Here is a 23236-nt window from a genome sequence, read left to right as displayed (position 1 = left end):
CGGTCAGGAACGGGGACCGAAGCAATCGGCAAAGCTGCGCGTGAAGCGCTCCACTTCGGCGTCTGGCAGGTGGTTGATGCCGCCTGCCAGGCGCCGGCCGCCGCCGGTCTCGAAGCCGCGGCAGAAATCGGCCGCTCCGGTGGCGCTGTGGGCGGGCACCCGCACGCTGACGGCAAAGCCGCCGCCGGACTTCGGCGAGAGCAGGCCGATGGCGTCGCCGGGCCGGCCGCGCACCAGTTCATTGGCCAGCACGCCGATCGCGCGCCGCGCCCACGGCGCGTCAGGCAGCACCAGCAGCGCGGCGCCGGGCACTTCGTGCGCTGGCGCCAGGCAGCGCGCGCGGGCCATGTCGTCCGCATAGCCGTCGCACAGCACCGCATAGGCGCCGCATTGCGCGGCGAAGGCCAGCGGGTCGGCAAACGGCAGCATGTGCCGCGCCAGCTCGGCGGGATCGAAATGCAGGTCCGCCACGCACTCGCCGTAGGCGTTGTAGTTCAGGCACGTGCCCAGCTGTTCCAGCACCGCGGTTTCGCACTCGCCCAGCCCCGCCTGCGCCGCCAGCGCGCGCGCCACGCTGCCCAGGTTGTCGCCGAACGCGGCGGTGATCGCCCAGCGCCGGTGGCAGCCGTCCAGGTGGCGGTCGACCAGGAGGCTGGTGCAGACCTCCGGCCCCTCGTCGATATGCGCGCGCAGGCCGGCATGCCCGGGCAGTTCGCCGGCATGGTGGTGGTCGAAGTAGTCCACCCGCGCACCGGCGCCGAGCAGCCGCATCAGGCCATCGCGGTTCTGCTCTAGCGAGATGTCCAGCGCGGTCACGGTGTCGCCGGGCCCGGCGTCGATGCGCTCGAGCAGCCGGATATCGCGCTTGACGCCGGTGACCAGCGTGGCGTCGCCGGCATGCGCCAGGCGCAGCTGCTGCAGGGCGCACAGGCCGTCGGCATCGCCGTTGAAGGCAAAGTAGCGTGTCATGGCAGGTGTGGTCAGGACTCAGGGCATGAAATCGCCGCCGTTGGCGTCGAGCGAAGCGCCGGTGATGGCCCTGGCGTAGTCTGACACGAGAAACAGCGCCGCGCGCGCGCAGTCGTCGTCGGTCGGCATGCGGCCCAGCGCAATCTGCGCGGTCACCGGAGCGACCACGGTGTCCTCGCTCACGCCCTGCTCGGCCGCGGCGTGGCGCACATAGCCCTGCACCGGCTCGCCCCACATCCAGCCCATGAAGATGCTGTTGGCGCGGATGCCATGCGGGCCCAGTTCGCGCGCCAGGTACTTGACCGCCACCGCCAGCGCGCCCTTGGACGCCGCGTAGCCGGATTCGCCGGGCATCGGCTTGCGCGTGGCCTGGGTGTTGATCATGACGATGGCGCCGCCGCCCTGCGGCTTCATCAGCGCCGCCACTTCCTGCGTCAGCGTCATGGTGCCGAACACGTTGGTGTCGAACACCTGGCGCCAGACGTCCAGGTCGGCCGCTTCCACCGGCTCGGGGAAGTTGCCGTGCTGGAAGGCGCTGTTGACCAGCGCGTCGATGCGCCCGAAGCGGCGCATGGTCTCGCCGGCCAGGTGCCGGGACTGGGCCCGGTCGGTGATGTCGGTCACCACCTTGAGCACTTCGCAGTCGGCGCCCAGTGCATCGATGCGGGCCTGGGCGTCGTCCAGCTTCGCCGCGGTGCGCGCGGCGATGGCAACGGCACGCGCGCCTTCGCGCGCCGCCTCCACGGCCAGCTTGACGCCCAGCCCGGGACCGATTCCCGACACGATGACGACCTTGTCTTTCAACAGCATGGTGTTGTCTCCTGTGATGCGCAGTGCGCTGTCTTAGTTTTGCTTAAGGATGTGCCGCGCGCGGTAGCCGGCGAAATCGCGTTCCAGTTGTTCCTGGCTCAGTCCGAACTGCTCCAGCCTATAGGCGTGGGCCGCGCGCTGGTTGCGCGGGTTGCCCTCCATCCACGCCCACATGCCGGCGCGCGCGGACTCGGTCAGCGGCATGCCGGCAAAGCGGTAGACCGCCTGCGCCACGCCGAAGGGATCGCGCACGGTATCCTCGAAGCGCACGTCGAGGAAGCGATCGGCAGGCAGACCGTCGCGCACCGTCATGGCATGGGCGGTGGCGCGCTGCATCTGCCCGCTCCACTGCCGCCCCACCGTGGCGGCATCGGGCGCGTCGGCGTACAGCTTCCACAGCGTATGCGCCATGCTGGCCATCGACGGAATGGTCTGGGCGGGGTCGCGATGGGTCAGCACGACCTGCGCGCCGGGGAAGACCCGGAACAGGATTTCCAGCGTATGCAGGTGCTGCGGCGTCTTCAGCACCCACCGCTGCGCCGGCGCCTCGCCGCGCTGCCGCTTCTGCCACTGCAGGAACTGCAGCATGGTCTTCAGGCAGGCATAGACCTGGGTGTGGTCCTGGCGCGCCAGCCAGTCGGTATAGGACGGCACGTTGGCGTAGGAATCCATCGCGCACAGGAAGGAATGCTCCATCAGCATGAATTCCTCGTCGGCCGCCATCGCGTCGAGCGGATGGATGGCGAGGATGTCCGGGATAAAGCGGATCATCTGCGCCACTTCCTCGCGCGCCAGCCCGATACGCCGGCCGGCGTCGCGCACGTCCTCGCCGGGCAGCGGCGCCGGGTAGCGCGTTTCCCACCAGGCCGCCGAGTGGAAGCGCGCGTCCGTGGCCAGCATGCGCTGCAGCAGCGTGGTGCCGGTGCGCGGCAGGCCGACGATCACCAGCGGATCGTCGACGCGCTCTTCCAGGATTTCTGGATGGCGCCGGCAGTAGTCCTGGATCACCAGCCGGTTCACCAGTTGCGCCTGCAGCTTGCCTTGCAGCATCTGCGCGCCCTGCGGCGACAGCCCGGCTTCGCGTGCAAGCGAGTCAAACAGCACCTCCAGCGCCTCGCGGTAGTCGCCCGGGCCAAAGTCAGTCAGCCCGCCGGCCTGTGCGCTGGCCTGTGCCAGCAGTCGCTCCACGTCAAGCACTGCGGTGTCGTCGGATGCGATGGTGTTCATGCGTTCTCCCTGCATTCATTCCTGAGCGATTCAAGCTTGACCACGCGCGTGCGCGGATGCACCGGCTGCGCCGCCCCCACCCAGCGCCAGCACATGGTGCCGTTGCGGTGGCCGGCGGTTTCCAGCCAGTTGGGCAGGCCCGGATCGCGCGCGCTGAGGACGACGGTGACGCCGCCGTTGGCATCCAGCCGGGCACTGTGCTTGTTCAGGCAGATGTCGTGGTAGCGGTAGTCGAGCGACTCCATCCAGTAGTTGTTGATCTGGAAATTCCAGAAATCGCAGGCCGGCACCCGGTCCACCTCGACCACCAGCGCTTCGTCGTCCGCCAGCGCCCAGCAGGAGTGGTAGTAGAAGATGTTGGGATCGCCGCCTGCCGCCTGGCATACGGCCTGGTCGGCAGGCGGCAGCGCATTGACATGGCCGCCATAGCCCTGGGCCCAGTCGGCGAAGATGCGCGCGGTGCCCTCGACAAAGCCCGCGGCGCGCAGCAGGCCGCCGTGCAGGCGTTCGGCATCTAGCACGGGCGGCTTGCCGCTGCCATTGAGGCGCTCGATGTGCAGTTCGGCCGGGGTCTCGGCCTTGCGCTCGAGAAAGGTCTGCCGCACCACCAGCGCATTGGTGCCCGGCTCCATGCGCACCCAGTTTCCTTCATGCTGGCGCGCGCTGAGGATGATCTCGAAACTGCCATCCGCCGCCACTGCCAGCTTGTTGCAGTCGATAAAGCCGGTCTGGACCATGCGCCCGTCGGTTTCGTAGCCGCCCTTCTGTGTGCCGAAACTCAGGTAGGCCACGGTGCCGCGCCGGCCGCGGATGCGGTACTCGGCACTGCCGTCCAGGCGTGCGTAGCGATAGAGATTGTCCGGATTGTCCGCGCCGATCTTGGCGGTTTCGTGCGACGGCGAGAAGAAGCCGGGAAACGCCGGATCGGCGAATTCCACATGCATCTCCAGCGCAATACGCAGCAGGCGGCTCAGGTAGCGGAAGCCCTCGGCGCGCGTGAGCGCATCCGACGGGGCCTCCGGGCGCAGGATCTGCTGCCCGCTGCGCTTGAGCACCTCGCAAAACTCGGCCCAGGTCTGGCCGCTCAGCATTTGTTCTTCGGCGGAGTTCGCCATCTGCCTGCTCCCGTGGTTCGTCGGCGAAGCAACGATACCGAGCGCGGGGCCGCCCCAGCCTCGTCCGGGTGGACTAGGAAATGCGCGCCGCGTCCCGCGATTTCTTAGTCCGCCCGGACGAAGTGGCGAAGGGCCCCGGCTCGCTACCTTGTGGCCATGCCAGACCGCCGCGACATCCCTGCACGGCACCGGCAAACCAAGAGGAGATCCCGATGTTGACCCACCTGGAGCAACTGGAGGCGGAGAGCATCCACATCATGCGGGAGGTGATGGCGGAATGCGAAAACCCCGTCATGCTCTATTCCATCGGCAAGGACAGCGCCGTGATGCTGCACCTTGCCATGAAGGCCTTCTATCCCGCGCGGCCGCCGTTCCCGCTGCTGCATGTCGATACCACATGGAAGTTCGGCGAGATGATCACGTTCCGCGACCAGACCGCCGCGCGGCTTGGCCTGGACCTGCGCGTGCATGTGAATCCCGAGGGGCTGGCACGCAACATCAGCCCGCACGAGCACGGCTCCGCCGTCCATACCGACGTGTGGAAGACCCAGGGCCTGAAGCAGGCGCTGGACCACTACGGCTTTGACGCCGCCTTCGGCGGCGCGCGCCGCGACGAGGAGAAGTCGCGCGCCAAGGAGCGCGTGTTCTCGGTACGCACCGCCCAGCACCGCTGGGACCCGAAGATGCAGCGCCCCGAGCTCTGGCGCCAGTACAACACCCGCAAGCGCAAGGGCGAAAGCCTGCGCGTGTTCCCGCTGTCCAACTGGACCGAGCTGGACATCTGGCAATACATCTACCTGAACGACATCCCCATCGTGCCGCTCTACTACGCCAAGGAGCGCCCGGTGGTGGAGCGCGACGGCACGCTGATCATGGTCGACGACGAGCGCCTGCCGCTGCGCCCCGGAGAAACGCCGCAGCTGCGCAAGGTGCGCTTCCGCACGCTGGGCTGCTACCCGCTCACCGGCGCGATCGAGAGCGAGGCCGACACCCTCGGCGGCATCATCCAGGAAATGCTGCTGGCGACCACCTCGGAGCGCCAGGGACGGCTGATCGACAGCGACTCGGCCGGATCGATGGAAAAGAAGAAGCAGGAGGGATACTTCTGATGGAAACCCTGATCGACACCGCGCCCGCGCCTGCGCAGGACGCCGCGCAAGCCACCGCCACCTCGGGCGAGATCGCCCGCTACCTGCACGCCCAGCAAAACAAGAGCCTGCTGCGCTTCATCACCTGCGGCAGCGTCGACGATGGCAAGAGCACGCTGATCGGCCGGCTGCTGTATGAATCCAAGATGCTGTTCGAAGACCAGCTCGCCCAGCTGGAAGCCGACTCGAAGAAGATGGGCACGCAGGGCGAGGACCTCGACTTCGCGCTGCTGGTGGACGGCCTGGCCGCGGAGCGCGAACAAGGCATCACCATCGACGTGGCCTACCGCTTCTTCGCCACCGACAAGCGCAAGTTCATCGTCGCCGATACGCCGGGGCACGAACAGTACACGCGCAACATGGTCACCGGGGCCTCCACCGCCGACCTGGCCATCCTGCTGGTGGATGCGCGCCGCGGCGTGCAGACCCAGACGCGCCGCCACAGCTACCTGGTGGCGACGCTTGGCATCCGCCGCGTGGTGCTGGCCGTCAACAAGCTGGACATGGTCGACTACTCGCGCGAGGTCCATACGCGCATCGAGAACGAGTACCGGGAGTTCGCCCGGCAGATCGGCCTGACCGATATCACCTGCATTCCGATGTCGGCCCTGCGCGGCGACAACATCACCGAGCCCAGTGCGAACACCCCGTGGTACCACGGCCCGACGCTGATGGCCCACCTGGAGAACGTGCCGATCGACAACGCGCCCGTGCAAGGCGAACCGTTCCGGCTGCCGGTGCAGTGGGTCAACCGGCCCAACCTGGACTTCCGCGGCTTTGCCGGCACCGTCAGCGCCGGCGAGATCCGCCGTGGCGACCGCGTGCGCGCGCTGCCCTCGGGCCGCGAGAGCCGCGTGGCCGGCATCGTCGGCGCCGCCGGCGCGTGCGAGCACGCCATGCGCGGCCAGGCGGTGACGCTGACGCTGGAGAACGAGATCGACATCAGCCGCGGCGACGTGCTGGCCTGCCCGGAAGACCCGCCGGCAGTGGCCGACCAGTTCGAGGCCACGCTGGTGTGGATGAACGAGGACGCCATGCTGCCCGGGCGCCCCTACCTGCTCAAGCTCGGCACGCGCACCGTGGGCGTGACCGTGGCGCAGCCCAAGTACAAGGTCAATGTCAACACGCTCGAACACCTGGCCGCGCGCACGCTGGAGCTGAACGAGATCGGCGTGTGCAACCTGCACCTGGACCAGCCGGTGGCCTTCGATCCCTACGCGCGCAACCGCGAGCTGGGCGGCTTTATCATCATCGACCGTCTCAGCAACAACACGGTCGGCGCCGGCATGCTGCACTTTGCGCTGCGCCGGGCGCAGAACGTGCACTGGCAGGCCATCGACGTGGACCGCCGCGCCCATGCCGCGCTCAAGCACCAGTCGCCGCGCATCGTCTGGTTCACCGGGCTCTCCGGCGCGGGCAAGTCCACCATCGCCAACCTGGTGGAAAAGCGCCTGCACACGCTGGGCCACCACACCTACCTGCTCGACGGCGACAACGTGCGCCACGGCCTGAACAAGGACCTGGGCTTCGCCGAGGCCGACCGCGTCGAGAACATCCGGCGCGTGGCGGAAGTGGCAAGGCTGATGCTCGATGCGGGCCTGATCGTGCTGGTGTCCTTTATCTCGCCGTTCCGCTCGGAACGCGACATGGCCCGCGCGCTGGCCGGCGACGGCGATTTCGTCGAAGTCTTCATCGACACGCCGCTGGCGGTGGCCGAGCAACGCGACCCCAAGGGCCTGTACCGCAAGGCGCGGCGCGGCGAGCTGAAGAACTTCACCGGCATCGATTCGCCGTACCAGCCGCCCGAGCGGCCCGAGATCCGCATCGACACCACCGCCGACAGCGCGGAGCAGGCGGCGGAGCGGATCGTGGCGTGGCTGCGGGAGAAGCCCTAGGCCGAACGGACGATGAGGCGACGGACGGGGTCGGTACGATGGGACAGGGATTCCTGCCCTGGACTACCGCCACGTCTGGCGCCAGTCATGGCCTTTGCATGACCGATTGGGCGCTCCCTCGCCCGCTTGCGGGAGAGGGTTGGGATGAGGGCGGGAATGTCCACGAAGTTCCGGCTGCTGGTATGCCACCGCCGGCCCTCACCCCTGCCCCTCTCCCGCACGCGGGAGAGGGGAGCAAACCGTCGCACCGCCATCATGCTGCCAGCCTCCCTGCCCGCCGCCGAGCTGAGCGCCCTGCTCGCCCAGCTCTACCAGGGCCCGACCGAAGCCGTGCCCTGGGCAAGTTTCCTGGAAAGCGTGCGCCAGCGCCTGGGCGCCACCTTCGTCACGCTGGTGCTGCGCCACCCGGCCACCGACCGGCCGGGGCTGATCGTCAATGCCTCCGACTACGGCCCGCACCTGCCGGGCGAGCCCTCGTACAGCGAGCAGTACTACGCGCTGTGCCCCTTCCTGGACCTGCACCCGGACCGGCTCTTCAGCGCCGACGAACTGTTTGGCGAAGCCGGCTGGCTGGCACACCCGTTCTACACGCAATACCTTCAACCGCTGGGCCTGCGCTATATCCTGGCGGCCAACCTGGTCACGCCCGACGGCGTGGAATGCGCGCTGTTCATCAGCCGCGTCCACGCGGGACAGGACTTCGGCGAGGCCGACAAGGCACTGCTGCACGGCCTGCTGCCGCACCTGAAGCGCGCAGTGGACCTGCATGCCGCGCTCGATGTGCTTGCATCCGAACGGTCCCTGTACGCGGATGCGGTCGACCGGCTGCAGGTCGGCACGGTGATCCTGGACGAGCACGGCAGGACCATCCGGACCAACGACGTCGCCGGCCGCCTGCTGCAGGCGCGCGACGGCCTCTACCTGTCGGAGGGCGCGCTGCACGCGCACTGCCCGGTGGAGAACCGCAGGTTCCGCAAGATCCTGGAGGACGCGGCCCAGGCCCACGCGCTGGCCGCACCGCGCAGCGAAGTCACCACGCTGAGCCGGCCCGCCGCGTCCACGCCCCTGAGCGTGCTGGTGCGGCCGATCCCGCTCAGCTATCGCAGCGAAGACAAGTCGCGCCGACCCGCGGTGGCGGTGTTCATCCGCGACCCGGCGGGATCGCCGCGCAACACCCACGCCAGCCTGCGCAAGCTGTTCCACCTGACCCCGACCGAGATCGAACTGGCTTTGCTGATGGTCGACGGGCTGACGCTGGACGAAGCCGCGATGCGGCTCGGCGTCAAAAAGAATACGGCACGGGCGCACCTGCGGGGCATCTTTGCCAAGACCGGGGCGACGCGGCAGGCGGTGCTGGTGAAGATGTTGCTGTCCAGTGTGGTGGGGATGGGGTGAGGGCTTCGTACTCCAAGCGGACGATGCCGGAGTAGCGCCGGACTGCTTTAATCCTCGCAAACCACCGGAGACGAGTCGATGACCGACGATGCCGTGCAGCTTGCCAATCTCCTCTACATCTATGCCGAGCGCATGGACGCCGGTGATCTGCCGGGGGTCGCCGCACTGTTCGAACATGCGGAGATCGAAACCGGAGATGCAGTGCTGCGAGGTTCCGAGGCCATGCTCAAGCTTTGGCAAGCCTATGTGAAATTGCATGCGGATGGAACGCCCAGAACCCGGCATGTCATCAGCAATCCGATCATTGAGATTGCTCCGGACAAGCTGACGGCAACCGTCAGATCGTACTATACGGTTCTCCAGGCATCCGAGCGTATCCCACTACAGGTGATCGCAGCCGGTCGCTATCATGACGCCTTCGAAAAGGTCGAGGGACGCTGGCGCTTCAGCCGCCGGAATTATTCGATGCTCGATCTGAAGGGCAACCTGACCGATCATCTGCTCTTCCCGTCTGCCTGAGGGATGGCACGGCGGCACTCCTGGCAGGTCGAAATGCTAGGCAAGCAAGCGCAAGGCATCAGCGAGCGAAAGCACCGTTGTGCGCGAATCGAATGCCGTTGAAAAGAGATGGTCGTGCACGACCTGATCCGGGTCGTAGCAGCAATCCTTGACCGTGAATAAGCGGAAGTCCGCATCGCTCGCATAGGCGACCGACGACAGCACCACACCGGTCGACGCAATGCCCACCATGAGCAGGGTATCGATACCCTGCGCGGAAAGCCGTACCTGCAGGTCGGTACCAAAGAACACGCTGGCGCGATGCGCGATGATCAGCGGCTCAGTGGCCTGCTGGCCGAGTTCCGGCGAGATCTGGTCGTCGACGAAAAGACCAAGCTGCTTGATTCCCTGCCCGTTCCGGTTCAACGGACTGACTTCCGGATAGCCTGGAGCAAAGTGGATCTTGGCGAAATAGACGCTGACGCCCCTGGCCCGCGCGGCGTCACACAGCTTGCGCGTGTTGGAGAGCAGAGTGGGCGCGACCGAGGGAAATAGCGCCAGGATGTCGGTCTGGTAGTGCATGACCACCAGCGCGGTTTGCGCGGGAACAATTACCGGAATCTCAACGGGTGGCGACATAAGGCTACACGATAAGAAATGATGGTCGACTCTACCACGACCAATCGGTTGGCCGTTCTGGGTCGCCTACGGAAGTTGGCCGTGGGATCGTCAGCGAACGACCTGCACCCGGCTTCGAGGGTTCAACTGCGTCCACAGCCCGTTCAACATTGACTATGTTCGTCTCGCTGGCGGGCCTAACCTCGGCCCTGTACCGGAGGATCAGTCTCTATGGCCGAAGCCGGCAGGCTTTGGGCCACGGGGGGTAATGCCAGGGTCAGGAACTCGATCACCGGATCGGCCGGGCTGCAGGTCAAGTGGTGACCCAAGGGCGGCCGCGATTGGGATACGCACGGTCAGCATAGTCCCCTCCCCTGTGGATCGCACGCTGAGCGTCCCGCCTAGACGCCGGGTACGCGCGCGCATGCTGCGCATGCCGGTGCCCGGATGCCGTTCGATGGCGGCGGGTTCGAAGCCCATTCCGTTGTCGCTGACAACCAGCTCCAGTCCCCGGGCATCATTGCGCAGGACGACGTCCGCGCGACTCGCCTTGCTGTGCTTCAGTACATTGGTCAGCGCCTCTTGCAAGGTCCTCATGACATCAAGAATTTGCGAAGTCGGCAGATAGCATTGATCGAGGCCAGTGAGCTGCCACCGGCACTCGATGTCGTGGCTCTCGAACAGCCGCGTAAGACGGTGCCGCAGCGGCACGATCTGACCCGCCAGCGCGTGCTCGCCAAACTGCTGGCTGGAGGTGGCATCGATGATGATGCGCAGGTCGTCGCGCAGCTCCTTGAGGATCGACAGGACCTGGCCTGGCGGGATGTCGTGAGGGATGCGCTCCAGTGTCGCAATTCCGCTGACGAGCGTGCCGCCGAGCCCGTCGTGCAGGTCGTGTGCGAGATTGAGCCGTTCACTGAGCCGCGCATTGGCGACTTCGAACTCGCGCTGGCGATCCAGGTTGGCTGCGAGCTCCGCCTTGGCCGCGTCGATCTTGCAGTGCAGTTCGTCATTGAATCGTTCAATGCGGCGCAGGTTGGCGACGAAGCGCCAGGCCAGCACCAGCGCCATGGCGATCATCTGGAACTGCGAAGTGAGGGCTGCGTAGTAGAGGTTGTCCTTGAGGATGCCAAGAAAGCTCAGCAGGTCGTGTACCGCGGCGACAAGGAAAATTGCAATGCAAAACGAGAGGATGCGATGATCGGTGCGACCACTGCGCCAGGCAAAGCAGAGAAATACAAGGCACGTCGCGAAGAAATTGCACGCCAGTCCCACCGTCAGCGTGTTGCGTACGTCGGTCAGGTAACCGTGCGGCGCCCCGAGCATGACGGCCGCGCCCAACACTACCAGCGTCCAGAGCACCGCTTCGATGCGCGGCAGGCGCCGTTCGCAGAAGCGCACCATGGACATCGTGAAGGCAGCACTGTAGATGAGCAGCGCGATGATATTTGCGCGCCCCCAGGCATCGGTACTGGCAAACGGCCAGGTGCTCGTCGCCACCTGATTCAGCGCCACCCACCACCAGGCCAGCGACATCAGGCTGAACCATCCGTAGGTCACTTCTTGCCGGCGCATCACCCAGAGCGAAAAGAAGAAGCAACCTAGCGCGACGGTGACTGCAAGGCTGACCAACTGCAGGTCATGACGCAGCCGGTAGGCCTGTTCGTAAGCGGCCCGCAGGCGGTCCGGGTCGGCGACCGATACGGGTCCAAGGCCGGGTTGGTATGCCGACAGCCCCGAGACGCGAATCAGCAGCGTGTTGGTGCCCTCCCGCAACAGCGGCGGAGATATCAACTGATAACGGGGAGTATTCCAGGCTCGCGTGAGCGGTTCGACGAGGCTCGCGTCACGCATCAGCAAGCTGCCGTTGAGATAAACCGCCCCCGCCATATTCAGGTAAGCGAGCATCAGCGCCGTGGGTTGGCTTGCATCTGTGCATTGCCAGCTCAGCCGGTACCAGACCACGCCGTCGAACTCGGGCCAGCGCGAGGACCAGTCGTCCGGCAGCTTCACTGGGACCCAGCCCGCCGCCGGCGGGCTATCACCCTGCCAGGTCGATCGGGCAGCCTCTATGCGGGTGAAGGCCGTGGCGCCCGGCCCTTCCTGCGCGTTTGCAGCGCCGGCGAGGAGCGTGGCGCCCAAGATCAGCGCAACAAGCCATGCGCACGCGCTTCGAAAACGGCCTGCGTGCGGGAGTGGACGGCCAACTTCTTGTATATGTTCCTGATGTGGCATTCGACCGTCAGTCTGGACAAGGACAGCAAATCCGCGATCTCCCGATTGGTCAGGCCCTTGCCGACCAGCGAGAGGATTTCGATTTCCCGTGCGCTCAGCGGCGACGCGCCGACCAATCGGCGCGCATGAATTTGCGCCCCGCCGGGCAATGGTGCCGTCGTGGCGACCAGATCGAGGATATGCCTGGCAACGAAAGGATCGATCGGCGCTCCGCCGCGCAGCGCACTGCGGATCGACAAGGAAATCTCGAGGTCGTCGCGCTCCTTGAGCAGGTAACCGGTGGCACCCGCCTGCAGCGCGCTCACGATGACGCGCTCCGTGTTCCAGGTCGAGATTACCAGAATTGGCAAGGCGGGATCGCGCTCGTGCAACGCGCGAATGAGGTCGATGCCATTGCCGTCGGGCAGCCCGACGTCAACCAGCACCATCGCAAACGGCTGGGCGGTTAGCAGCGCATTGGCGTCGGCGAGGCTGCCGGCAAACCACAAGGCCTCATCGGCATAGCCGAGCGTGGCCAGGATCGTGCGTAGCCTGGTCTGCATCAGTGGCTCGTCCTCGACGACCAGCAAGGGCGCGGGCAACACCGATTCGCCGGTGTCAGTCAATGGTTGGCTCATGGGGTACGGTGCGGTCACGGCCAGAGTTTAGCTGTACCACCGGAATTGGCCGATCTCCGGATCACGCCAGGCTGACAGAAATCGGCCGTGAGGGGCATCCCCGGAACCAGGTAATCCGGGCGAATCTCGCCGGCGGGTAGCCGAGCTTACCAAATTGCTACCTTAAACCCGCTCAGTCCAGCTTTGCAGCAAAGTCAAGCAGTTGCTGTGCCGTCACCGTGGCCCCGCCACATACCACCACGGCAATGCTGGAGGCCGCCTGCAGCACCGGGGTGTCGCAATCCAATGCCGCCAAGGCTGCGCCGCATGCCGGCTCAACCAGGACGCGGTGTTCGTCAAGAAACCTTATCGCTGCCTCCACCGCCTGTTTGTCTGACACAACGACGCTGTGGATCTCGTGACGCTGCGCCCATCGGAGCGCGCCATCACACGGCCGCCTGGCGCCAAGCGACATCGCCACGCTGGTGATCTGTGAGAGTTCCACCGGCCTGCCTTCGGCAACCGAGCGGGCGTAGCAGTCCGCACCGTCGGTTTCTACCGCGATCACAGGCACGTCGGACGTGTTCGGTCTGGTTTCGGCGGGGATGGGTTGCGCGTTTGTCCCCGCAAGCCTGGCAACCGTCTGTCCGCCGACCGTGCGGCTGGTGCCACTGCCTGAGGTCGCTGACCGCTTCGACGTGGAATTCGCGTTCGACGAGGAGGTAGCGACGCCAGCGGTCAGGCAATTCGTGCAGGCGCTGCAGCACGTGATCGATGATCGGGCAAGCCAATAGCCGTTGGTTTCGTGACGGCCCGTGCCGGTCGGTCACATGACGCATTGCGCGGTTCCGGTGTCGGACAGCAAGCGGCACGTCAAAACATGCACTGCAGGGGCGGCGTCTCACATGGAATACCGTCGCCGTCCCCATCCATCTTTACCGCCGGGCAGTTTTTCAGATAGAAGCGCGCTTCCGCGCAGGATGCCATCTGGCTGCAGTGCTGTTTGCCCTCGCAGCGGAATGCCGGTTCCGCCGTTGCTGCCACGGCTGAAACCTCGATCTGCTGTGGCTCGGCCTGGGCAACGGGATTTGCCAAAGGCGCGTGCGTTTTGTAATAGATGAAGGCGGCCGCGACGGCCGCAACTACCAGCAAGCCCTTATACATGTTGACCCCTACCCTTCTTTTTCTTTTTGGAAATGGAAGGATGCCACAACAGCGTCGTTGTCGGTCAGGCGCTCTGCCACTACTCTGCCAGCCTTGCTGCGACCTCGCCTACCATGTCGTGCAACTCTGAACCCAGCTTTTGGCGCAACGCACGGTGGGCTGGCTGCCACAGCGCCAGGGCCTGCTGCAACTTGAAGGCGCCAGCCTCTGTCAACCACACCGCGCGGCGGCGGCGATCCGCTTCGGACGTGACGACTTCCACCAGCCCCGTGCTGACAAGCTGATCCACATTCCTCGACATTGTCGATTGATTCAGTCCGGCTCGTTGCGCCAATGAGGCAAGGGTGTCGTCCGTTGCTGACGCGATCAGGCACATCAATCCAAATTGGGTACTGGACAGGCCAGATGAAGCCAACGCCTCATCCAGCTCCGCTGTAATTCTGCGCGCCAACAGGCGCGACCACCAGCCGAGATCGACATCGAGAACCGCAGCGGCGTCTGCGCGCAGGGTCCTGGCTCCTTGTCTTCGCTTTTGCATGCCGATACTATATGCAGATGCATTGTTTGTATCTGCATATAGTACCAACAACGAGGAGATCTGACGAGATGGAATATCGATACGGCCTTGCCTCACCCGCCGACGTCGCAAACATGAACGGCAGGGCAATTCTTCAAGCCATTGTGGACGGACACCTGCCGCAGCCGCCCATCTCACAGGCCCTCGACTTCTGGTTAGTTGAGGTCGGCGACGGATTCGCCGCGTTCGAAGGCGAGCCGTCGTCCAGACTGCTCAATCCAATGGGTTCGGTGCACGGCGGATGGCCCCTGACGCTCATCGACAGCGCAGCCGGCTGCGCAGCCAACTCCCTACTTCCCGCCGGCACTGGTTACACCACTATCGAAACAAAGGGCAATTTCTCCCGGCCGATCAAGCCCGATACAGGCCGGGTCCGTGTCGAAGGCCGCGTTGTCAGCCACGGCCGTCAGATCATTACCGCGGAAGCTCGCGTGCTTGCGAAGGACGGGCGCGTTCTGGCCCATGGCACGTCTACGCTACTCGTGCTATCGCCTGCGCGGGAACAATAGGCAAACCAAGCGAATGTCTGGGGAAGCCGGCTTGAGTCGGGCTGGCGACCACAGACATTCGGCTGGACTGCGGGGTTGGTGAGGCGCTTTCCATTCGGAATCTGACAAGCTAATGTTGAACTAGCTGCGCGCAGATGACGGAGGCGGATATGGGCATGGTCTCAATAGAACCCGGCAGCTATCACGTTGCACCGCCACAAAACCCCGGCGAAGTCATCGATCTGATCCGGACGCACGCGATCCAGGTGGTTGACCTCAGGTTCACCGACTTGCCCGGCGTGTGGCAGCACTTCTCGATCACGCTGCCGGAAGTCAACGACGACCTGTTCTCGGCCGGCATCGGTTTCGACGGGTCTTCCATTCGCGGGTTCCAGGAAATCCACGAGTCCGACATGCTGGTCAGGCCTGACCCGGCCACGGCATTCATCGATCCGTTTTGCGCAGCACCAACGCTGGCGCTGATCTGCGACGTGCTGGACCCTGTCCTGCACCAGCCGTATTCGCGCGATCCGCGCCACATCGCACGCAAGGCAGAGCTCTACCTCCGGCAAACCGGTCTTGCCACGGTTTGCTACCTTGGTCCCGAACTTGAATTCTTTATTTTCGACTCCATCCGCTTCGGGCAGGACCAGCACTCTGGCTACTACCATGTCGAATCCGCCGAAGGCGAATGGACCTCGGGGCGTGACGAAGGCGCCTATGGTGGCGGCAATCTCGGCTACAAGCAGCGCTACAAGGGAGGATATTTTCCCGTGCCGCCAAGCGATACGCTGCAGGACATCCGCTCCGAAATCGTGCTCGCGCTGATGCAGGCCGGCATCCAGGTCGAGGTGCATCACCATGAGGTCGCCACGGCGGGCCAGAACGAAATCGACATGCGCTTTGCGCCACTGATGCGAATGGCAGACAACGTGATGATGTACAAGTACATCTGCAAGAACGTTGCGCGCCGCCACGGCAAGGTCGCCACCTTCATGCCCAAGCCGCTGTTTGCCGACAACGCGAGCGGCATGCATTGCCACCAGAGCCTCTGGCGCGACGCCGAGAACCTCTTTTATGACAAGAACGGTTGGGCGCAGACGTCCCAGATGTGCCGTTGGTATATAGGCGGCTTGCTCAGCCACGCCCCCGCGCTGATGGCTTTTTGCGCACCGAGCACGAACTCCTACAAGCGGCTGGTGCCCGGATACGAGGCGCCTGTCAACCTGGCCATGTCGCAGCGCAACCGGTCCGCCGCGGCCCGGATTCCCATGGTTTCGGATTCCCCAAGTGCCAGGCGCGTTGAATTTCGCTGTCCTGACCCGTCCGCCAATGCCTATCTAGCCTTCTCGGCAATGCTGCTCGCCGGCCTGGACGGCATTGAAAACCAGACGGATCCCGGCGACCCGCTCGACAAGAACATCTATGATCTGCCACCGGAGGAAGCGGCCAGCATCCGGCAGGTACCAGGTTCGCTCGAAGAGTCGCTTTGCGCGCTGGAAGCCGACTCAGCGTTCCTGCGAAAAGGTGATGTTTTCACTGAAGACCTGATCAGCACCTGGATCGACTACAAGCGCACGCGCGAGATCGATACCTTGAAGGTGCGGCCGCACCCATGGGAATTCCAGCTCTACTTCGACATTTGATCACCGTAGGTGGCGCCGGGACGACGAACGCTGGCGGCCCAGCCGGTGATGGAAGACTGTGCATCCCGCCGGCCGATCATTAGTCCACGAGGAATCGTTCGCATAGCAGGGCCCAATACGCCGCACCGACAGCAATGTTCCCGTCATTGAAGTCGTAGCCGGGATTGTGGACCGAGCAGCCTCCGGCCATTCCGCCTTCGCCGTTTCCGATCCACAGGTAGCAGCCGGGCACGGCATCCAGCATGAAGGCAAAGTCCTCACTTGCGGCAATGGGCGACGCCTTGCAATTGACGTGGCTCGGGCCCAGCAACTCCAGAGCAACCTGGCTCGCGAACGCCGTTTCAGCCGGCGTATTCACCAGGACTGGGTATCCGCGCTGATAATCGACCTGCGCCGTGACGCCATAGCTCTGCGCCTGCGCCGATACCAGATCCCTGACACGCTGTTCGATCTGCTCTCGCACATCGCGGTCCAGTGCGCGGACACTCAGCCTGAGCACGGCATGCGAGGGAATGATATTGGAGACGGTACCGGCCTGGAATGCGCCCACGGTAATGACCGCCGCTTGCAGCGGATCGACATTGCGCGCCACGATGGTCTGCAAGGCCATCACGATGGAGGCGCCGGCCACGACAGGATCGGCCGCGTGGTGTGGGATCGCTGCATGGCCACCGACGCCTTCCAGCGTAATGGTCACGTTGTCGGCCGAAGCCTGCGCCGCGCCCTCACGCAAGAGCAGACGGCCCGATGCGGTGCCCGGTACGTTGTGCATGGCGAAGACGGCATCGCAAGGGTACTTCCTGAACAGTCCGTCCTCCATCATCTTCTTTGCACCGCCCAACCCCTCCTCTGCCGGCTGGAAGATAAGGTTCAGCGTTCCACTGAAACCGCCGCGCCGGGCGAGGTACTTTGCTGCGCAAAGCAGCATGGTGGTATGCCCATCATGCCCGCAGGCGTGCATGACGCCAGGATGGCAGCTGGCATAGGCCAGCCCTGTGGCCTCCTCCATCGGCAAGGCATCCATGTCGGCGCGGATGCCAAGGCTGCGGTTGCCCGAACCGCGCCGCAGCCGGCCGACGACCCCCGTTGTCCCCAGCCCGCGCCCGACCTCATAGCCCCATTCGGCGAGCAGGCTGGCAACGATGTCGCTGGTGCGATGTTCCTCGAAGCCGAGTTCCGGATGCCGGTGCAGGTCACAGCGAACTGCTACGAACTCTTCGGCGCTATCCCGCAGCGCGGCCAGGATGGGATGCATGGCGTCCTTATTGCGGCTGCAAGCCGATGGCACGGGCAATGCCGCGGTATTGTTCGATGCTCTGCTGATAGGCCTTCTGACTTTCCGCAAGCGACACCGGCCTGGACGCAGGCAGGTTCGCGGCATCCAGGCTGGCGCGCACCGAGGGGTCGGCCAGCGTATGCACAATCGCGTTGTGCACCGCCTGCACAACCGGCTCGGCTGTGTCCTTCTTCACGAAGATCCCGGCCCAGGTTGAATAGTTGAAGCCCCGCAGCGCCTTGCTTTCATTGACGCTGGGCACCGACTTCACTGCATCCACGCGTGTGGGCGACAGGACCGCCAGCATCCTGACCTGGCCGGTGCGCATGCGTTCGATATCAGGCTTGCCAAACGGCGAGATAAAGATATCGACGATTCCGCCAACGAGGTCCTGGATCACGGGCGCGCCGCCCTTGTAAGGCACGTGAGTCATCGGCGCTCCGATGGTTTGGGACATATGCGCCCCCAGGAGGTGATAGAGCGAGCCGATGCCGACGCTGGCATACGTCAGTGGTTTGCCGGCCTTGGCTGCCTGCGCGGCATAGGCGGCCAGTTCGTCGACATCCTTTACCGGCAGATCCCTGCGCACCAGGATGGCAAGATCGACCGCGCCGACCATATGCACCAGCCGGAAATCCTCGCTCCTGAATTTGATTGCGGCATTGGCCAGCGGCGTAGTGATGAGCTCGCCGGGCCCTGCCTGCAATAGCAAATGGCCGTCGGCCGGTGCGTGAAGGACCTTCTGCGCGGCAATTGCTCCACCAGCTCCCCCGAGGTTTTCGACGATGACCGGCTGCCCGAACTGCCGGGCGAGGGGCCCGTTCAGGTTCCGGGCAACAACGTCGGAGAGGCCCCCCGCCGGGAACGGCACCATCAGCGTTACCGGCCGGTCAGGAAAGCCGTGTGCCGGCGCCAGGCCGGCAAGAAGCAGTGCTGCAACCAGGCCGCCGAGCCAACGGCGGCCGACGTTCTTGAATCGGGTCATGGCTGTCTCCTCAATCCGTGTTCTTGTGGAATCGGATCGTAAAGCGCCATCAAGCATGCGTCCAATGCATTATCAGACTAAAATTTATTCAAAAATCTCATCACGAAGTGCGCAATGCATCTCAAACATCTCAAGCATCTGCTGATGGTGGCGGATATGGCGTCCTTCAGCCAGGCGGCGCAACGCCTGCACCTGACCCAGTCCGCGCTGAGCCGGAGCATCCAGACGTTGGAGGATGAACTGGGAGGCCGCCTGATCGACCGGCACGGCAAGCGCAATGTGCTGACCCCATTGGGGGAGCTGATTGCCAACCGGGCCCGGCGCATCGTGTTCGAGGAAGCGGAACTGCATCGCAGCGTCGAACTGTTCCACCACCACCACCTGGGTGCCATCCGCGTCGGCCTGGGCGCCGGGCCGGGCGCAGTGCTGGCGACGCCGTTTCTGCGATACATGGCCAGGCACCATCCCGGCATACAGGTCAGCGTGTCGCTTGGTACTTCCGATGCGCTGATGATCCAGCTGCGTCAGCGATCGCTTGATGCAGTCGTCGTGGAGGTGAGCAGCGTGGCGCCAGCAACGGACCTTCGCCACGAGTTGCTGAACGCGTTGCAGGGTCGCTTTATCTGCCGCACAGGACATCCGCTTGTGCAACAGGCCGCCGGCGGAGACGCTGTAACGTTTGACGATGTCATGCGTTATCCGCTGGCTTCCGCCCCGCTCAGCACGGAAGTCGCGCGCAACCTCGTGAAGCGCTTCGGACCGCGCGCCGATCCGGAGCATTGCCTGAGCCTCAGGTGCGAGAATGTCCGGAGCCTGGTCGAAGCTGTGCTGGATTCCGACGCGATACTGTTCAGCATCGTCGCGGCAGTGCGTGCGGAGATTGCCGCAGGAAAACTATGCGAACTGGACACTACCCCAGCGGTCGATGACGGCCCCCGCTATGCCTTCTTCACCCTGGCGGGGCGAACCGAGGCACCGAGCATGGAAATATTCCGAAAATTCATGGGCAAGCATTTGCGTGACTAGCCGCCGCCCGGCGCGGCGTCATCTCCTGGCAGGCCGTGCTGACGGTGAAATGCGTCCTGTGGACCGTCGGTGACCGGCATCACGGCACATCCATGCCATCAACGACTCGCGCTGGCAGACCCCGCTGCACGCAGATGCTGCAGCAGCGTCCTTGCCTCCGGCAGGAGACCAGCTTCATCCCTCACGCCCAGCCAGAGAATGCGTGAGGCCCAGGCGTCGGACAGGTAGACGGCATGCAGCCCGGCACCCAGCAGTTCGGGCCGGACCGCGCCATCCGGCAGGACGCCGATGCCCAGGCCGGCCTCGATCATCCGGCAGATCGCATCGAAGCTGCTGACCTGGATCCTCAGCCGCACAACCTTGTCCAGTGCCGATGCAGCGTCGGTCAGGCGCTGCAGCAGCGAGCTGCCCTGGTTGAGGCCGACAAAGTCGTACTCCAGGGTTTCGTCGAAACTCACTTCCGAGCGCCCGGCCAGCGGATGCCCGGCAGGCACCAGGACGACCAGGCGGTCACGCCGATAGACAGACTTCCTGATGTCATAAGCGGGCACGTTGTCGGCGAACACGCCGATATCGGTTTCACCGGACAGCAGCGCCACCACCACGTCCTGGCTCAGGCGCTCCTCCAGGCTGATCCTGATCATCGGCTGCGAAGCCAGGAAGCTTGCCAGGTCGTGCGGAAGGAACTGGATCACGGCTGACGTATTGGCCCAGACCTTGACGTGTCCGCGCACGCCGGTGGCGAAGTCGCTCATCTCGCCCGCCATCTGGTTGACCTTGTCGAGCACCATGCGCGCATGCTGGACCAGCTCATGGCCAGCCGGCGTCAGCTCAAGCCCGCGCCGAACCCGCAGGAACAGCGCGCATCCCACCGTGCGCTCAAGGTCTGCGATCCGTTTGCTCAGGGCCGACAGCGTCATGTGTGACTTGTTCGCCGCCTGCGTCAGCCCGCCGCATTGGGCCACCAGCTGGAAGACGCGCAGGGACTGGAGATCGAAATGGGCAGGATTGATCATCGGATTGCACTGGCGACGCGCGCCGACTGGATTGAAAGTCAGGAAAGGCTAGTAAGCCGCTCGCGCCTTGTCAAACGGCGCGCCGGGCTTCCCGAATCTCGATGCTAGCCTTGATCCGCCTGGGATAGCCGACAAGTGGCGGGTTGTGCCGGTGGTGGTGCCCCCGTACAGCAATATGGACCACCTTTTCCCGTCAGGAAAGGACGGTTGAGAATCCATCGATTACCAGGCAACGGCTTTTGACCCACTATCTCCAGCACACACACAGCAGGAGCCATCGAGTTGACGTCCTCCCCTGCCTAAAGGCAGGGGATTCCCACACTTGGCGATGCACGTCCGCATCGGAGAATGTTTAACGCAGCATTGGTATCACGGTCATGCACGACACCACATCTACTGCAAGTCCACTCTCTTATTCGCAGTCCTGCGATACCTTTCGGCCGCGTCGTGCTGTCCTTCGAACCGCACGCCGAACAGGACTGGGTAGAACCGCTTTCGTTCACTTCCTCAAACGTAGCTCCGTGCGCAATCGCTTTGTAGCGGAGCTTCTCCCGGAAGGACGACCAGGATGCGTCGTAGACGCTCTTCGCCATCTTAGTTTTGGCGAGTTTCAAAGCCGACACGTTGCCGACCGCGATGTAATCGAAGCGCCGGACGAGCTCGAGCGCAAGCTTGTGCTGGAAGTCGGCGCGGGCATTCGCCACCTTGGCATACAGCTTGGCAATATGCCGCTTGTGCTTTCGCGCACGCTGCGCCTTCGCCAGTCGTTCGGCGGCATGCCGGCCAAAGCGGTCATTGGGGAGCTTCTCGCCGGTCGAGAGCGTCGCGAAGTCCTTCAAACCAAGATCGATGCCGACGCCAGTTTGAATCGGGCGTGCCGGCATATCAGCAACCTCTATCACGATGTTGAGAAACCAGTTCCCGCGCGAATCCTGCGCAAAGTTGGTGCCGTCCCTGATCTTGCCTTCGGGCAACAGGCGACTATTGAACACGCGGAAGGTATGCCCGGCAAAGCGAAACGCCTCGCGCTCTCGCTTCAAATCGCGGCACTTCATGGGCACCCATCCAAGCTCTTCCTACCGCGGTATCGCAAGTAAGGACGGCGATGCTGGCTGCGCGATTTCGCGTACTGCTCGCATGTCGCGTTGACCGTGCCGGAATGAATGCCGAGTTCCTTGCTGCTGCCGGTGGTCAGCACGTTCAGATCGAACCCGCTCGGCCACTTCTTCCCCCATTTGAGCGCGTGCTTCTGCGAGTCATTGCAGAAGTTCCAGACGTAGTTCACCGCGCGGCTCTGCTGATTGAGCAGGCCGTTCAGCGACTTCACCCGGTAGCGATAGACGAGAAGCATGCCGGCCATTCTAATTTGGGATTGCTTGCTGCCGGCAGCACTCCTTTCACTCCCCGCCATGAATGGCGAGGTTTCTCGGAGCAAATCTGATGGAGATGGAAACAAGCAAGTCAAAGCCCCTTGCCGGCGTACGCGTCCTGGAACTGGGGCAGCTGATCGCGGGGCCGTTTGCCGCGCGCATGCTGGCGGCGTTCGGCGCGGAAGTGATCAAGGTCGAGCCGCCGGGCACGGGCGATCCGCTGCGCAAGTGGCGGCTGTTGCATGAAGGCACCTCGGTCTGGTGGGAGGCACAGTCCCGCGACAAGCAGTCGGTCACGCTGGACCTGCGCACGCCGCAAGGCCAGGAAGTCGTGCGCAAGCTGGCCGCGCAAAGCGACGTGCTGATCGAGAACTTCCGCCCGGGCACGCTGGAAGGCTGGGGCCTGGGCTGGGACAGCCTGCGCACGGCCAACCCCGGGCTGGTGATGCTGCGCGTGTCCGGCTATGGCCAGACCGGCCCCTATCGCGACCGGCCGGGCTTCGGCGTCATTGGCGAAGCGATGGGCGGCTTGCGCCACCTGAGCGGCGAGCCGGGCCGCACCCCGGTGCGCGTGGGGGTATCGATCGGGGACTCCCTGTCCGCGCTGCACGGTGTGATCGGCATCCTGCTGGCGTTGCGGCACCGGGAGCAGAACGGCGGCCAGGGCCAGGTCGTGGATGTGGCCTTGTACGAGTCGGTGTTCAGCATGATGGAGAGCCTGCTGCCGGAATACTCGGTGTTCGGCGCCGTGCGGCAGGCGGCCGGCAGCAGTCTTCCCGGCATCGCGCCGACCAATGCGTACCGCTGCGCCGACGGCAAGTATGTGCTGATCGCTGGCAATGGCGATGGCATCTTCAGGCGGCTGATGGACATGATCGAGCGCCCCGACCTGCGCGACGACGCTGCCCTGGCCCACAACGACGGCCGGGTCAGCCAGGTCGCGATGCTCGACGCCGCCATTGGCGAATGGGCGGCACAGCGCAGCCTGGAAGCGGCACTCGACGCGCTCAATGGCGCCCGCATCCCCGCGGGCAAGATCTACGACGTCGCCGATATCGCCAGCGATCCGCACTACCGCGCGCGCGACATGATCCTGGACGCGCAATTGCCGGACGGCACCCCCGTCCAGTTGCCCGGCATCGTGCCGAAGCTGAGCGCCACCCCCGGCGCACTGCCCAACCC

At 64.7% G+C, this 23236-nt stretch carries 21 protein-coding genes and 2 pseudogenes; 9 read left to right on the top strand and 14 right to left on the bottom strand.

Annotation, left to right across the window (positions count from 1 at the left end; all coding sequences use genetic code 11):
* Nucleotides 1–3: 3 nt before the first annotated feature.
* The 4 genes from AC3WON_RS19960 to AC3WON_RS19945 are packed head-to-tail and all read right to left on the bottom strand — an operon-like array spanning nt 4 to nt 4121.
* The gene (locus AC3WON_RS19960) at nt 4–969 is read right to left on the bottom strand and encodes an acetyltransferase (protein WP_492352560.1); all 966 of its coding nucleotides are present in this window, start codon (nt 967–969) and stop codon (nt 4–6) included.
* 18 nt (nt 970–987) lie between these two features.
* The gene (locus tag AC3WON_RS19955; RefSeq protein ID WP_492321078.1) at nt 988–1779 is read right to left on the bottom strand and encodes an SDR family oxidoreductase; all 792 of its coding nucleotides are present in this window, start codon (nt 1777–1779) and stop codon (nt 988–990) included.
* Nucleotides 1780–1812: 33 nt separating this feature from the next.
* Nucleotides 1813–3006, bottom strand: a complete 1194-nt coding sequence (locus AC3WON_RS19950; RefSeq protein ID WP_492352559.1) for a sulfotransferase family protein — start codon at nt 3004–3006, stop codon at nt 1813–1815.
* Nucleotides 3003–4121 carry a DUF1214 domain-containing protein gene (locus AC3WON_RS19945; RefSeq protein ID WP_492352558.1) on the bottom strand — a complete coding sequence of 373 codons (1119 nt, stop codon included), beginning with the start codon at nt 4119–4121 and terminating at the stop codon, nt 3003–3005. The genes AC3WON_RS19950 and AC3WON_RS19945 overlap by 4 nt, the downstream gene beginning before the upstream one ends.
* 212 nt (nt 4122–4333) lie before the next feature.
* Between AC3WON_RS19945 and cysD the strand changes: the two genes are divergently transcribed.
* The 4 genes from cysD (at nt 4334) to AC3WON_RS19925 (ending at nt 9078) form a co-directional block, all read left to right on the top strand.
* Complete coding sequence (gene cysD, locus AC3WON_RS19940; protein WP_492352557.1) at nt 4334–5230, top strand: sulfate adenylyltransferase subunit CysD; 897 nt, start codon at nt 4334–4336, stop codon at nt 5228–5230.
* Entirely contained in the window at nt 5230–7164 is a 1935-nt protein-coding gene (gene cysN / locus AC3WON_RS19935) for a sulfate adenylyltransferase subunit CysN (protein ID WP_492321074.1), read from the top strand. Before cysD ends, cysN begins: the two co-directional genes overlap by 1 nt.
* Before the next feature lie 255 nt (nt 7165–7419).
* Nucleotides 7420–8559, top strand: a complete 1140-nt coding sequence (locus AC3WON_RS19930) for a helix-turn-helix transcriptional regulator (protein ID WP_492352556.1) — start codon at nt 7420–7422, stop codon at nt 8557–8559.
* A gap of 78 nt (nt 8560–8637) precedes the next feature.
* Nucleotides 8638–9078, top strand: coding sequence for a nuclear transport factor 2 family protein (locus tag AC3WON_RS19925; RefSeq protein WP_492321072.1), 441 nt, complete (start codon nt 8638–8640; stop codon nt 9076–9078).
* 36 nt (nt 9079–9114) lie between these two features.
* Here the strand turns inward: AC3WON_RS19925 and AC3WON_RS19920 are convergent, their stop codons facing one another.
* The 4 genes and pseudogenes from AC3WON_RS19920 to AC3WON_RS19905 form a co-directional block, all read right to left on the bottom strand.
* Nucleotides 9115–9696 (bottom strand): cysteine hydrolase family protein, encoded by a 582-nt coding sequence (locus tag AC3WON_RS19920; protein WP_492352555.1) that lies wholly within the window; start codon nt 9694–9696, stop codon nt 9115–9117.
* A gap of 201 nt (nt 9697–9897) precedes the next feature.
* The gene (locus AC3WON_RS19915) at nt 9898–11817 is read right to left on the bottom strand and encodes a sensor histidine kinase (protein ID WP_492321070.1); all 1920 of its coding nucleotides are present in this window, start codon (nt 11815–11817) and stop codon (nt 9898–9900) included.
* A 2-nt stretch (nt 11818–11819) separates the two neighbouring features.
* Nucleotides 11820–12527: a response regulator gene (locus AC3WON_RS19910; protein WP_492352554.1), complete on the bottom strand. Its 708-nt coding sequence runs from the start codon at nt 12525–12527 to the stop codon at nt 11820–11822.
* A 172-nt stretch (nt 12528–12699) separates the two neighbouring features.
* Nucleotides 12700–13083, bottom strand: a pseudogene (locus AC3WON_RS19905) (pyridoxal-phosphate dependent enzyme); the annotation flags it as partial.
* A gap of 4 nt (nt 13084–13087) precedes the next feature.
* On the opposite strand from AC3WON_RS19905, the gene AC3WON_RS19900 reads away from it, so the two are divergent.
* The gene (locus tag AC3WON_RS19900; RefSeq protein ID WP_492352553.1) at nt 13088–13300 is read left to right on the top strand and encodes a LysR substrate-binding domain-containing protein; all 213 of its coding nucleotides are present in this window, start codon (nt 13088–13090) and stop codon (nt 13298–13300) included.
* Between the two features lie 79 nt (nt 13301–13379).
* Here the strand turns inward: AC3WON_RS19900 and AC3WON_RS19895 are convergent, their stop codons facing one another.
* Nucleotides 13380–13670: an excalibur calcium-binding domain-containing protein gene (locus tag AC3WON_RS19895; RefSeq protein WP_492352552.1), complete on the bottom strand. Its 291-nt coding sequence runs from the start codon at nt 13668–13670 to the stop codon at nt 13380–13382.
* 79 nt (nt 13671–13749) lie between these two features.
* On the bottom strand, nt 13750–14208 hold the full coding sequence (locus tag AC3WON_RS19890) for a MarR family winged helix-turn-helix transcriptional regulator (protein ID WP_492321068.1): 459 nt from the start codon (nt 14206–14208) through the stop codon (nt 13750–13752).
* 68 nt (nt 14209–14276) lie between these two features.
* Here AC3WON_RS19890 and AC3WON_RS19885 point away from each other — a divergent pair, with 68 nt between their 5' ends.
* Together AC3WON_RS19885 and glnA are read left to right on the top strand one after the other, a co-directional pair.
* A complete protein-coding gene (locus tag AC3WON_RS19885) occupies nt 14277–14756 on the top strand; it encodes a PaaI family thioesterase (RefSeq protein ID WP_492321067.1) in 480 nt (159 codons plus the stop codon).
* Nucleotides 14757–14905: 149 nt separating this feature from the next.
* The gene (glnA, locus tag AC3WON_RS19880; protein ID WP_492352551.1) at nt 14906–16381 is read left to right on the top strand and encodes a type I glutamate--ammonia ligase; all 1476 of its coding nucleotides are present in this window, start codon (nt 14906–14908) and stop codon (nt 16379–16381) included.
* A 79-nt stretch (nt 16382–16460) separates the two neighbouring features.
* On the opposite strand, the gene AC3WON_RS19875 is transcribed toward glnA, so the two are convergent.
* Together AC3WON_RS19875 and AC3WON_RS19870 are read right to left on the bottom strand one after the other, a co-directional pair.
* Nucleotides 16461–17636 carry a M20 aminoacylase family protein gene (locus tag AC3WON_RS19875; RefSeq protein WP_492352550.1) on the bottom strand — a complete coding sequence of 392 codons (1176 nt, stop codon included), beginning with the start codon at nt 17634–17636 and terminating at the stop codon, nt 16461–16463.
* A 7-nt stretch (nt 17637–17643) separates the two neighbouring features.
* A complete protein-coding gene (locus AC3WON_RS19870) occupies nt 17644–18642 on the bottom strand; it encodes a tripartite tricarboxylate transporter substrate binding protein (protein ID WP_492352549.1) in 999 nt (332 codons plus the stop codon).
* 114 nt (nt 18643–18756) lie between these two features.
* Between AC3WON_RS19870 and AC3WON_RS19865 the strand changes: the two genes are divergently transcribed.
* The gene (locus AC3WON_RS19865) at nt 18757–19668 is read left to right on the top strand and encodes a LysR family transcriptional regulator (protein ID WP_492352548.1); all 912 of its coding nucleotides are present in this window, start codon (nt 18757–18759) and stop codon (nt 19666–19668) included.
* 98 nt (nt 19669–19766) lie between these two features.
* On the opposite strand, the gene AC3WON_RS19860 is transcribed toward AC3WON_RS19865, so the two are convergent.
* The gene (locus AC3WON_RS19860; RefSeq protein WP_492321062.1) at nt 19767–20684 is read right to left on the bottom strand and encodes a LysR family transcriptional regulator; all 918 of its coding nucleotides are present in this window, start codon (nt 20682–20684) and stop codon (nt 19767–19769) included.
* Nucleotides 20685–20983: 299 nt separating this feature from the next.
* Nucleotides 20984–22035, bottom strand: a pseudogene (locus AC3WON_RS19855) (RNA-guided endonuclease InsQ/TnpB family protein).
* Between the two features lie 95 nt (nt 22036–22130).
* On the opposite strand from AC3WON_RS19855, the gene AC3WON_RS19850 reads away from it, so the two are divergent.
* The coding region (locus AC3WON_RS19850; protein ID WP_492352582.1) for a CaiB/BaiF CoA transferase family protein at nt 22131–23236 on the top strand (1106 nt) is incomplete at its 3' end.

The sequence above is a fragment of the Cupriavidus sp. FW305-46 genome (assembly GCF_058787075.1).
Note: the sequence above shows the minus strand (reverse complement) of the source record. Positions and strands in the feature narration are given on the sequence as shown.